This is a genomic window from Arthrobacter sp. MMS24-S77 (genome assembly GCF_054888235.1).
On the sequence record NZ_JBTZRN010000001.1, the window covers coordinates 663,055 to 674,576 of the forward strand.

At 62.6% G+C, this 11,522-nt stretch carries 10 protein-coding genes; 7 read left to right on the top strand and 3 right to left on the bottom strand.

Translation table 11 applies throughout. The annotated features are described in order from the left end of the window. Nucleotides 1–88 precede the first annotated feature (88 nt). From ACX5I4_RS03055 to ACX5I4_RS03080, 6 genes are all read left to right on the top strand, one after another. Complete coding sequence (locus tag ACX5I4_RS03055; RefSeq protein WP_461835343.1) at nt 89–1,360, top strand: ABC transporter substrate-binding protein; 1,272 nt, start codon at nt 89–91, stop codon at nt 1,358–1,360. 95 nt (nt 1,361–1,455) lie between these two features. Beyond that, nucleotides 1,456–2,316 carry a carbohydrate ABC transporter permease gene (locus tag ACX5I4_RS03060; protein ID WP_461835344.1) on the top strand — a complete coding sequence of 287 codons (861 nt, stop codon included), beginning with the start codon at nt 1,456–1,458 and terminating at the stop codon, nt 2,314–2,316. Then, nucleotides 2,316–3,155, top strand: a complete 840-nt coding sequence (locus ACX5I4_RS03065; protein WP_461835345.1) for a carbohydrate ABC transporter permease — start codon at nt 2,316–2,318, stop codon at nt 3,153–3,155. Before ACX5I4_RS03060 ends, ACX5I4_RS03065 begins: the two co-directional genes overlap by 1 nt. Continuing rightward, nucleotides 3,152–4,537 carry a TIM barrel protein gene (locus ACX5I4_RS03070; protein WP_461835346.1) on the top strand — a complete coding sequence of 462 codons (1,386 nt, stop codon included), beginning with the start codon at nt 3,152–3,154 and terminating at the stop codon, nt 4,535–4,537. Before ACX5I4_RS03065 ends, ACX5I4_RS03070 begins: the two co-directional genes overlap by 4 nt. Continuing rightward, nucleotides 4,518–5,570 carry a Gfo/Idh/MocA family protein gene (locus ACX5I4_RS03075; protein ID WP_461835347.1) on the top strand — a complete coding sequence of 351 codons (1,053 nt, stop codon included), beginning with the start codon at nt 4,518–4,520 and terminating at the stop codon, nt 5,568–5,570. Before ACX5I4_RS03070 ends, ACX5I4_RS03075 begins: the two co-directional genes overlap by 20 nt. Before the next feature lie 3 nt (nt 5,571–5,573). Further along, complete coding sequence (locus ACX5I4_RS03080) at nt 5,574–6,395, top strand: GntR family transcriptional regulator (RefSeq protein ID WP_461835348.1); 822 nt, start codon at nt 5,574–5,576, stop codon at nt 6,393–6,395. Nucleotides 6,396–6,453: 58 nt separating this feature from the next. Here ACX5I4_RS03080 and ACX5I4_RS03085 read toward each other — a convergent pair whose 3' ends face one another. From ACX5I4_RS03085 to ACX5I4_RS03095, 3 genes are read right to left on the bottom strand one after another with little or no spacing between them, the layout of a single operon-like run. Continuing rightward, a complete protein-coding gene (locus tag ACX5I4_RS03085) occupies nt 6,454–7,587 on the bottom strand; it encodes a Gfo/Idh/MocA family protein (RefSeq protein ID WP_461835349.1) in 1,134 nt (377 codons plus the stop codon). Nucleotides 7,588–7,632: 45 nt separating this feature from the next. Continuing rightward, on the bottom strand, nt 7,633–9,285 hold the full coding sequence (locus tag ACX5I4_RS03090; protein WP_461835350.1) for a thiamine pyrophosphate-binding protein: 1,653 nt from the start codon (nt 9,283–9,285) through the stop codon (nt 7,633–7,635). A 54-nt stretch (nt 9,286–9,339) separates the two neighbouring features. Then, complete coding sequence (locus ACX5I4_RS03095; protein ID WP_461835351.1) at nt 9,340–10,542, bottom strand: FAD-dependent monooxygenase; 1,203 nt, start codon at nt 10,540–10,542, stop codon at nt 9,340–9,342. 184 nt (nt 10,543–10,726) lie between these two features. Here ACX5I4_RS03095 and ACX5I4_RS03100 point away from each other — a divergent pair, with 184 nt between their 5' ends. Continuing rightward, nucleotides 10,727–11,359, top strand: a complete 633-nt coding sequence (locus ACX5I4_RS03100; protein WP_461835352.1) for an IclR family transcriptional regulator — start codon at nt 10,727–10,729, stop codon at nt 11,357–11,359. Nucleotides 11,360–11,522: the final 163 nt, after the last annotated feature.

Sequence of the window (11,522 nt, forward strand, 5' to 3'; positions counted from 1 at the left end):
CAGATGCTCCTGGGAGCCTCTAGGGTGATGGGGTGTACAAACCGCGGACTCTCCGTGGTGACGCGTCCGGCAAGGAGGCCGAATCGAAATGCTCAGGAAAACGAGCGCTTTTGTTGGAATCGCTGCAGTCGCCGCACTGCTGGCAGGATGTTCTTCCTCCGGCAGTGCGAACAGCGGTTCAACGACTGTTAGTTTCAGCGGACAGACCCAGGAACAGGCAATCTGGGAGCCTCTGTTTCAGGCTTTTGAAAAAGCCAACCCAGGGATCAAGGTCGATGCCAAGTTCACCCCGAATGATTCCTACCCTCAGCTGGTACAAACCCAACTCCAAGGAGGCCAGGCCGCAGACGTCATCCAGACCACGCCCGGCACCGGCGGCGGTCTGGCTGCACTGAACCTTGCCTCCGGCGGAAAGCTCGCCGACCTCTCGAGCGGTTCATGGGCCTCGTCGCTGCCTGCCAGCACCAAGCCGCTCGTCTCTCTGGACGGCAAGGTCTACGCCTACCCGACAGATGTTGCACCGCTGTTCGTTGCGTACAACCCCGATGCGTTCAGCAAGGCCGGTGTGCAGGTACCCAAGACATTCCAGGAACTGACCGCGGCGTGCACGAAGATCGCGGACTCGGGCATCACTCCGATCAGCGTTGCTGGCGGATCCTTCCAAAACGTCAGCATCCTGCTGCAGACCATCGCCGCGAACGACGTCTTCGGGAAGGACCCCGACTGGAACCAGAAGAAGAGCGGCAAGTCGGTCACCTTTGCCGACAGCAAAGACTGGCAGAAGGTGCTCTCGGACGTTGAGCAGATGAAGTCCGCAAAGTGCTTCGCCCAGGACATCCAGGGGGTGAAGGCTCCCGTCCACCTTCAGCGGTTCGCGGCCGGTCAGGCAGCGATGGCCGTCATCCCGGCCCAGGCAATTTCCCAGATTCGTTCCTCGGCTCCGGCCAACTTCAAGTTCTCCTCGTTTGCATTCCCGGCAGATACCGCTGATCAGACCCGGGTGTCTGCTTCCAGTGGTATCGCACTGGTCGTGAACGCCAAGGCGAAGAACAACGCGGCCGCAATGAAACTCATTGACTTCCTCAGCCAGCCCGAACAGCGGGCCAGCTATGCCAAGGCAGCCGGGACCATCGCACCCGGTGCTGGACCGGACAAGAGCGACATCTACCCCGACGTACTGGGGCCCCTTAAGCCCTACATGGAATCGAGCAAGGTACTAACCCTGAACTACCTGTTCTGGCCCAACGCCGGCGTGGCCCAACAGCTGGCCACCAGCGCCCAGGGCCTGTTCACCGGTCAAAAGACCAGTGACCAGATTCTCTCTGATACTGATAAAGCATGGGACGCGAATTCCAAGTGACTGATGTAAAGAGCCGACCCGCAGCCAAAGCTGCGGGTCGGCAGACCTCTCGTAAGCCCAAGACGCCTCACGGTTCGCAACGGCCGATTCCGGGGATGCGCCTCTCCAGGCTCTGGACGCTACCGGCGTTGATTCCGGTCGCACTCCTACGGTACGTGGCCGTGGGTGTGGGCGCCTACTATGCCTTCACTAGCTGGGACGGAGTCAGCGCCCACGCCGACTTCGTCGGTTTCGACAACTTCCAGCGGATATTTTCCGACGAGGTTGCGCAGAAGGCGGTCTGGAACACCCTGCTCCTGGCAACGTGCGCCGTGATCCTCTCCAATGTCATCGGCTTGCTCCTGGCCCTGGGCCTGAACACCATGCTGAAGACCCGCCAATTTCTGCGGTCCCTGTTCTTCGCTCCGTTCGCCCTCACGCCGCTGGCAGTGTCCTACGTTTGGGCCTTCATCTTTGACTATGACGGGCTCCTGAACAAGCTCCTTGACCTGGTCGGGCTCTCCAGCTGGAAGCACGTTTGGACGGCAGATCCTGACACTGCCATCTGGACGATCCTGGTCGTGCTGGTGTGGCAGCTTTCCGGCCTGTGCATGATCATCTACCTTTCGGGCCTCCAAGGCATCCCCGAGGAAATCCTGGAATCCAGTGAGCTCGACGGCGCCGGCGTTTTCGCCAGGTTCCGCCACGTGATGCTGCCCATGTTGAATGCGGCAATCACGGTAGCGGTCGCACTGCCGACGATCATGACCCTTCGAGTCTTCGACCAGGTGATGGGCCTCACCAATGGTGGCCCTGCACAGGTCACCGAAACCCTTGCCACTCAGATCTACCGGCAATCCTTCGCAAGCGGTAACTACGGCTATGGTGCCGCAATTGCCCTCGTCCTGACCGTGCTGATCGCAGCCGTGGCAGTTGCACAGATTCTCATCCTTCGGCGAGGCGACAAGGAGTCCTGATGAGCCGAGTACGATACCGCAAAACAACACTCGTCCGCGAGATCCTGATGCTGGCCGTCGCGGCCATCTGGTGGGTGCCTTTCTACATTATTGCCGCGATCTCGCTGCAGGACAGCAACGCCGTGATCAACCGGTCGCTGGCGTTCCCCATCGCGAACCCGCAATTCGGCAATTTCGGCCAAGCGTTGTCGAGCAATGACAACGGGCTGGCCTCCGGTTTGCTCTCCAGCTTCATCATCACCGCCAGCAGCGTCGTGGTGATCGTCGTGGTCGCATCGCTGGCCGCGTACGCCATCTCTAGGTCGGCTTCGAAGCTAAACTCCTGGCTCTATTTCACCTTTGTCATCGGCATCGTCATGCCCTACCAGCTCGGGCTGATCCCGGCCTTCGTCCTGCTCCGGGACATGGGACTCGTCGGGACGCACATCGGCATGGTCCTGCTGTACACGGGTATCGAAATCCCCACGGCAATCTTCCTCTACGCGGGATTCATCCGCGCTATCCCGAAGGAATACGAAGAAGCAGCCCTTGTCGATGGCGCTAAGCCATTCAGGATCTACTGGAGCATCGTTTTCCCGCTGCTCGCCCCTGTCACAGCGACGGTCGGTGTCATCACCGCGCTGTTCGTGTGGAACGACTTCTTCACCCAGCTGGTCTTCCTGGCCGGTAGCGCGAACCAGACCCTGCCGGTGGCCATCTACGGCTTTGTGGGCGAATTCGCGACCCAGTGGAACTATGTCTTCGCCGGCATTGTCCTGTCCGTGATCCCGGTCCTGGTATTCTTCATCGTCACTCAGCGGCAGCTAGTGAAAGGCTTCGCGGGAGGTATCAAGTCTTGACCGACCCATATCAGCTTCACCTGTCCTTGACCTCAGGCGGCACCACACACCCTGGCACCGCGGCCTGGTCGGCGCGCGTCCGCCTGCCTTGGTTCAGGGCACTGCCGACGTCATGCCTCGAGAAGGTCGTCCTCTCAATCCAGGGCCGGGTCCTGCCAGAGAACGCCCTGCGGTACACCATCGGCGGGCAGACCCTGACGCTTGACCGACTTCAGGCCCTGACGGACCGCTACTGGGCTGTCGGCGAGGACCTAACGATCACGGCCCCCGACCTGCACACTCCGTCGGCAGAGGACACAGTGACGGTGGAGCTGACGCTGCGGATGCCCGAAGGCGGCAGCGCCGCCAACGGGTGGCCCCAGCGCGTCATTCGCGCATCGGCCCAAGTATCGGGTACCGAATCCCGGTGGGACCTGGGTGTCTGCACCTTCAGTTTCGGGGCGGAGTTGCGCCACGGACGCTCCATCGCGTCCTGCCTTCAGGAAACGGCAGCGCTGGGCGGATACACCGCCGTGGAACTCCTCGGCGCCCAGGTTGTCGAAGGCTACCCCTCTCCGTCGACCCGGTGGCTAGAACGGTTTGCCAACACCATCCGCGATACGGGCCTGGAGCCGCTGTGCTACGACGGCTTCATCGATGCCGGACGGCAGGCCAGCCCTGATGCCAACGACGCCGAAATTCTCGCGTGGGCCCGGAACGAAATGGACACGGCCGCGGCCCTTGGCTGCACGTACATCCGCCTGAATGTTCCTGTCCGCCGTGAGCTTTTCGAAGCGGTGGCGGAATTAGCCGAAAGGTGCGGCCTGGTTGTCCTGACCGAACTTCACGCCCAGACTGCCCGCGACGAGAGCGTACGGAAGCTGCTGGACCTGCTCCATGGACTGCAATCACCCCGCTTGGGGCTGGTTGTGGACCTCTCCTGCACCATGCAGGCACTCCCGGCAGGATTCGTTGCCAACGTCCTGCAGGAGCAGCTCCAGGAGGAGGCGGTGTGTCTCATCGAAAGCGGTTGGCAGGCCGGTGAGTCCCTGCAGCACATCAGTGACCAGCTGGCCGGCCTTGGACTCGGAAATCCCCAAGAAGCGCAGTCGCTGCTGCAGCGCACCATCCGGCTATTCCGCCGCTCCGAAAGCGAGTGGCTGCCCGAAGTGCTGCCGTTCACGCGGATCGTCCACGGCAAGTTCTTCGAGGTGCAGGACGGTTCCGAACCGGCAATCGCCTACGCCGACGTCCTGGAAACGCTCGCCCGGTCGCAGTACCGGGGGCACATCATGAGCGAATACGAAGGCCACCTGTGGACGGACTCTCCGGACACTTTCGGCCAACTTAGAAAGCACCAGCAAATGATCTCTTCCTTCTCCCATGTCCAGCCAGCACTCTGAGCGGATCCCCGTAGCCTTGCTCGGCTACGGGGGCTCCGGCTCCGGAATCCACCGCCACCTGATTTCCGCCATCCAGCAACTGCGGCTCGCGACAGTCATCGCACGCGATCCGGAACGGATCCGGCAGGCACAGGAAGACCTTCCCGAGGCCCAGGTCACCAGCGACCTCACCGCCGTGGAGGACTGCGCCGTCGTTGTCGTTGCGATACCCCCCGCCGGCAGATCCGACATCGTAGAAGGGCTGCTTCGCGCCGGGAAGTATGTCGTGGTTGAAAAACCCATGGCCTCCGGTCTGGCCGAAACACTGGAACTGGTCAAAGCCGTACCCGAACCGCGGCTGACGGTCTTCCACAACAGGCGCTGGGACAGCGACTTCCTGACCTTGGAAAAACTGCGCACCGGCGGCGCATGGACATCACCGGCCCGTCTCGAATCCCGGATCCAATGGTGGCAGCCGCAGGTCCGTGACAGTTGGCGGAACAACCCCGAGGGCGGGGGAATCCTGACTGAAGTCGGTACCCATGTGATCGACCAGGCCATCAAACTGCTGGGGCCTGTGACATCGGTATTCGCTGAACTTACAGCACGACGCCACGGCGCCAAAGCCGAGGACGACGTTTTCATCGCACTCGAACATGCTGACGGTAGCCAATCCCACCTTTCCGCCGGCCCTCTTGGCAGCCCTGACGCGCCCAGATTCCGGCTCATCACAGCGGAAACGTTGATTACCCTCGGAACGGCCGACCCCCAGCAAAGCCAATTGGCCAGCGGGATCACTCCGCTCGACGAGAGCTGGGGCCGACCCGAATCCTCCGACTGGACTCTACGGAACGGAAACGGTGCCCTGGAGCCCGTCACCGCCGCACGGGGAGGCTGGGAGGCCTTCTATGATGGTGTAGCCAAGTGGGCTGCCAACGATGGCAGTCCGGCTCCGGTATCCGTGGAAGAGGGGATGGCAACAATGCGCGTCGTTGACGCGGCCCGCCGCTCGGCCGCCGATTCACGAGTCGTTCACCTCCGGGAATGGAGTTAAGCGATGATGGAGAACCTGGTACAAGAACCGGAGGCCGACATGGATGCTCCTGCCGAACTGGTAAGGCTCCTTCAACTATCGGAACGCCGTGAACCGGCGGTCACCGAGATAGCCGTCTGGGTTGCCCTGGGCATCATCCAGGGCCGGCTGCGCCCGGGCCAGGACCTGAACAGCGTCCAGTTCGCCCAGCAATTCGGCACCAGCCGTACGCCGGTCCGCGAAGCCCTTGCTCTTTTGGAGTCTGACGGGCTAGTCGAAATGAGGGCGCGCAAGCGTCCCCGGGTGGCCACCTTCAGCTCCAAACAGATCCGTGAGATCTTCTTCCTGCGCGCACAGCTGATGTCTGCGCTGGCCCAGACGGCCGCGGAAAAGGCCTCGGCAGCCGACATCGCCGAACTGAGCACCATCGTCGAATCGTTGCGGCGCTACGGATCTGTCGGCAACGACGACCGCTACCTGTGGGTGCATTACAACTTCTTCGACACGATCGTGTCGATATCCGGCAACGGCACGGCACGAGGGATCCTCAACTCCCTCTTCCTGCAGACCCTCCCGGTCAGGCGGGCACTCTCCCGGCCTGCACGGCTGGCCGAGAGCCTGGACTATGCAGAACTCATCCTGGAGGCCTTCCAAAGACGTGACGGACAAATGGCTGCCCTCATGGTCAGCCGGTCCATCCAGGCGGCACTTGAGGCCATTGAACGCGGAGGCCTGCCCTCGGGAGAAGCTGCGCGATTCAGCGAACCTGCGGCGGCCTGGTCCGTCGGGCGTCCCCGGGCCGGGCGAAACGGCGCGGGCGAGTCCAACGTAGCTGCTGTGGAATAGCAACCTGCACGCAACGGCCGTCAACATTCGATGTTGACGGCCGTTGTCATGGGCGACATTACGCCCCCACCTCTGTCCAGCTACCTGTCGATGCGCTGGCCAGGACAGCTTCGGTGATCTTCGCCGAGCGGAGCCCGTCGGTAAAGGTCGGCAACCCCTCCGGGGCATTGCCGCTGACGGCCTCGTAGGCGTCCGCGACAAACGCCCCGAACGCGTCCCGATAGCCCTGCGGATGTCCTGCGGGCAGGAAGTTAAACCTTCCCTGGTCGGGGCTCTGGGCCCCGCCTTCGGCCCGGCGCAGGATCGTCGCGCCGTCCTCGGTGCCTAGCCAGATCTGGTCAGGCTTTTCCTGGTCAAACACAGCACTGGACAACGTGCCATCAACTTCGATCAAGAGCCGGTTTTTGTGGCCGCCGGAGACCTGCGAAATGATGGTATTGACCGTTATTCCCCGTTGCGTGCGGAAGATGACGGCGGCGGTGTCCTCGGTCGTGACGGTGAGCTGTTCCGAGGCTGCGCTGTTTTTCCCAAACGAACGCCCCGTGGGCGCTGGCCGTGTCGGGTAGGTGATCGACGTCGCCGCGGCGACGGCGCTTAACCGTTCACCGGTGATGAACTCTGCCAGGTCGCACCAATGCGATCCGATGTCGGCAAACGCCCGCGATGGCCCGCCATCGGCGGCGTCCACGCGCCAGCTGCTGGACTGGGAGTTCATCAGCCAGTCCTGCAGGTAGGACCCATGCACGAGGACGACCTCTCCAAGAGCTCCACTGATCCTGCGCGCCCGTATCTCACGAACAAGCGGATGGTACCGGTACACGAAGGGCACCGCTGCCACGACACCGGCGAAACGGGCTGCCTCTTCCAGCTCCGCAGCCTCGGCGACATTGATGGCGATGGGCTTTTCGCAGATGACGTGAAGGCCGGCCTTCAGAACCGCAAGGGTGTATTCGTGGTGTGTTTTATTCGGTGTGCAGATGTGGACGATGTCCGGGTTGTCGGCGATCAATTCCTCCAACGAGGCATAGCCCCTGCCCATGTTCCAGGCAGCCGCGGCTTCCTTGGATCGTTCGGGTGTCGAGGCCAGGACGCCGAGGATTTCAGCCCCGGCATCACGGGCGGCGCGGGCATGAACGTCACCGATCATGCCCGCGCCGACGATAGCCACACGAAGCTGAGATGTGTGGTTCACTGAGGTCCTTCCAGACGATGTAAGTCGAAGCCTTGGCGGCCGTTGTCAGTGCCGGCGGAACGCTTCCTGGAGCCGCTCAGAACGGACGCGGGGATTGACCTTGCAATCCAGAAGCAGCGGGCCGCCACCCTGTTCCTTCCATTCGCTCACGCTTTGTTCCAGCTCCGAGATGGATCGGATGGTAGCGGCACGGCCGCCCAAGGCGCTGGCCACGCCAGCCAGGTCCCGATCACCCAGGCTGATCAGTTCGGAGGAGAAGCCCATGGGCTCGAAGTGATGGACTTCAGCGCCGTAGGCGCCGTCGTTGAAAACCGCAACTACAACGTTCAGGTTCTGCCCGATGATGGCATCGAGGTCGCCAAGGCCCATCAAAGTCCCGCCGTCGCCGATGCACAGAAGGACGGTGCGGTCAGGCCGGGCCGCGGCTGCGCCGACAGCGACGCCCAGCCCGATACCGACCGACTGGAAACCCTGGGCGGCGACAAAGCCAGCCGCGTCCGGGATGCTCAGATAAGGAGTGGGGAACCAGTGGAAATGACCGCTGTCGTAGGTCACTGTCCGTTCCTGCGGCAGCAACCTGTCCAGGGCCACCACGAATGAACGCGGGTCCACGACACCGTCTTCGACGACTTCCTCATACTGTTCGGCGGCGACATACGACTTCAGCTGCAATTCGACGTCAGTGCCCCGGAAGCCCGAACCGCTGTGGCCGCGCCGTTCGAGTTCCTCCAGCAGCGCGGCCGCGGTTTCTGCAGCGTCCCCGACCAGCCCCAACTGCACAGCACCATTCACGCCGATAGCTGCTTCGTCGGTGTCGCACTGAATGACTTTGCTGCGGTCAATGAGCGTACTGTGCATCGTGGTCCACTGGTTCAAGGTGGCACCGAAGGCCAACACTAGGTCGGCCTGCGGAACGACTTCCGGGACCAGCTCGGAAGAGAACCCGCCACAGACCCCCACGCTCAGTGGGTTTCCGGCGAAGAAGCCGTTGGCCACCAGCGAGGTTCCGAACAGCGACCCGATCCGGTCACCGAGCGCTTCCAGCGATGCCCGGGCATCAGCCAGCACGGCACCGCGTCCTGCCAGCAGCAGTGGACGGGAGCATGCCTCGATGAGGTCAGCGGCGCTTGAAATGTCTTCGGCGCTGGGGCGGCTGCGGGGTACATTGCGTGAGGCCCGCGCCGGAAGTTCGTGCCACTCCGCGTCTTCCTGCTGGATGTCCACCGGAATGCCCACGACAACGGGAATCTGGTCGCGAACAGCTGTTTCGGCGGCGTGTGCGATGACGTCGATCACGTTGCTGGCGTCCTTGACCTGGACGACACGGGCTCCTGCGGCTGCTGCGAACGCGGCGAGGTCGATCGTCTGGTTCACAACGATGCCCCTGCTGGTTTCGCCCGCCAGCAGCAGGACCGGCTGGCGTTCTCGGACCGCATGAGTCAGCGTGGTCAGGGTGTTGGTCACACCCGGGCCCTGGTGCACGCAGGCGATGCCCAGACGGCCGGTGATCTGGGCGTAGGTCGCGGCCGCGGCGACCGCTGCGGACTCGTGGCGGACCCAGACGAAGCGCCCGCCGAAGTCGCGGGCAAAGGAATCAGTGAACTGGAAGTTTCCGCTTCCGAGAAGACCGAAGATCGTATCGTGTCCCAGCTCCGAGAGCGTCTTCGCTACGAGTTGGTATGCCTTTGACTGTGTCATGGCACCTCCTTTTTGTACTGCCGCGGTGCGGCACGGGCTGATTCGATGGGCTGCTTAGGAAGCGGAAGTGAGCGCGACTACAGGGTCATACTCATAGATCCACCCGTTCGCGACCAAAGGATCGTCTTGCCCAAAGGCAAGGTCACGGGCCTGCTGTTCCTCACCGTCGGGCAGGTGATTGATGTGTGCGCGCCCGTGGCTGATCTCCTGCAGGCGGGTAGTCCGGGGAATCCGGAGCGATTCGTACTTCCGCAGTGCCGCTGCCGGATCGTCAATGTCTTCGGACAGGCACAGCGCCAGCAGGGCCGCATCTTCGATGGATTGAGCTGCACCCTGGGCGAAGAACGGAAACATAGGATGGGCGGCATCGCCGAGCAATGTTGCCGGACCGTCACTCCAGTGCTCCAGCGGTGCACGGTCCAGCAAGGCCCACCGTCCCGGTGTTTCGGCTGCCGCGATAAGTTGCTGCAGGCGCGTGTCCCAACCCGCAAATTCCGCAAGGAACTCCTCGATCGTGGCCGTTGCGGTCCACGATTCGGTGGTGTCCGTGCCGGCCGGAGCGAAAGCGACCACGTTGACGAACTTGCCATCTGACACCGGGTAGTGCACTAGGTGACGGCCGGGGCCGATCCACAGGGTTTGCGCGGGACGCAGCGCGAAATCCGGGGCCTTTTCGGCCGGGACCAGAGCACGGAATGCGCACATGCCCGAGTATTTGGCAGGGCCGGGCTCAGCCACGAGCGGCCGGACGATGGAGTGGATCCCGTCGGCCCCGATGAGGATGTCCGGATGGATCACCTCCCCGTCTTCGAACCGCACGGTTGGCTTGCCTTCGTCGAGGGAGACCCCCACGCAGCGCTTTCCCAGCTGGATGGTTCCGCTGGGCACTGCCGAGTTGATGATCTCCAGAAGGTCTGCGCGGTGGGCCGTGTAGGTGTGTTCCCCGTAAAGGCGTTCGCACTCTGTCGTGAGGTTCTCGGCAGAGAGTATGGTGCCGTCCTTCCAACGGCGGAACTCCCAACCTGTTTCAAGTTGCACTGACCGCTTCTTCAGCTCGTCTAGCACGCCCAGATGACGCAGCATGCGTGCAGCATTGGGGGCCACGACCAAGCCGGCACCGACCTCTTTGATCGCAGATGCCTGCTCATAAACCTTGCTTGGAAGTCCCGCACGATCGAGGAAGGCGGCGGCGGCCATGCCACCAATTCCTCCCCCAATGATCGCGATTTGGGGCTGATGCGTCGGCGACTCTGTCACTCAGACATCTCCCGTCTTTCGTCTGTAAACGCGAATCCCGCGCCAGGATCATGTTCACGTCATCGCCTCCTCCGTGACTCCCTCATGGTCATTGAATGAACATTTCTTGGTAGAATGAATGAAGGCCTCAACCGTTGGCCGCGAAGGGATTGCGATGCCCAGGACAAGCGAACCGGGCAGGAGCGTGAGCTCCCGTCTGCTCGAACTGCTCTTCGCGTTCCGCGCAGGACGGGACTCGCTGAGCCTGGCGGATTTCGTCCGGGAAACCGGCCTGCCACATCCCACAGTTCGCCGCCTTGTCGCCGAGCTGACCGAAGCCGGTGCCCTGGACCGGCGTGAGGACGGGAAATACACGATCGGGATGCGCCTGTGGCAGCTGGCGACGCTGACGCCCCGGACTGAATCGCTGCGCGCCCTGGCCAAACCATTCATGGATGACCTCTACACCGCCTTGCACCAGCACGTGCAACTGGCTGTGCTGACCGAAGACCACGCTGTCATTATTGAGCGGATGTCCGCACCCCAGGCAGTGGGACTGGTGTCCCAGGTCGGCGGGAAACTGCCGCTTCACTGTTCCGGAGTAGGAAAGATCCTGCTTAGCCACGCGGAAAGTTCCTTCGCGGAACAAGTCCTGCAGGGGCGACTGATGAAGTACACCCCTAAGACGAAAGTCGACCCGGATGAACTCCGCCGGGACCTTGCCTCCTGCCGGCTGACAGGCATGGCCACCGTGCGGGGGAACTTTCCGAAGGTGCCGATTCAGTGGCGACCCGGATTGTTGATGGCCAGGGCCGCGTTGTCGCCGCTCTCTCGGTAGTGGTGCGCTCCGGATCTGTGAAGCTGCAGGCCGCCATACCTTCCGTCATGGCCTCCGGTCTGGGCATCTCCCGCGCACTCGGATGGAAACCCGGCACGGCCATCCGCACCTGGTAACCACACCAGTGTCCATTCAATGACCATTTGTCTTGTTGCCTGCAAAT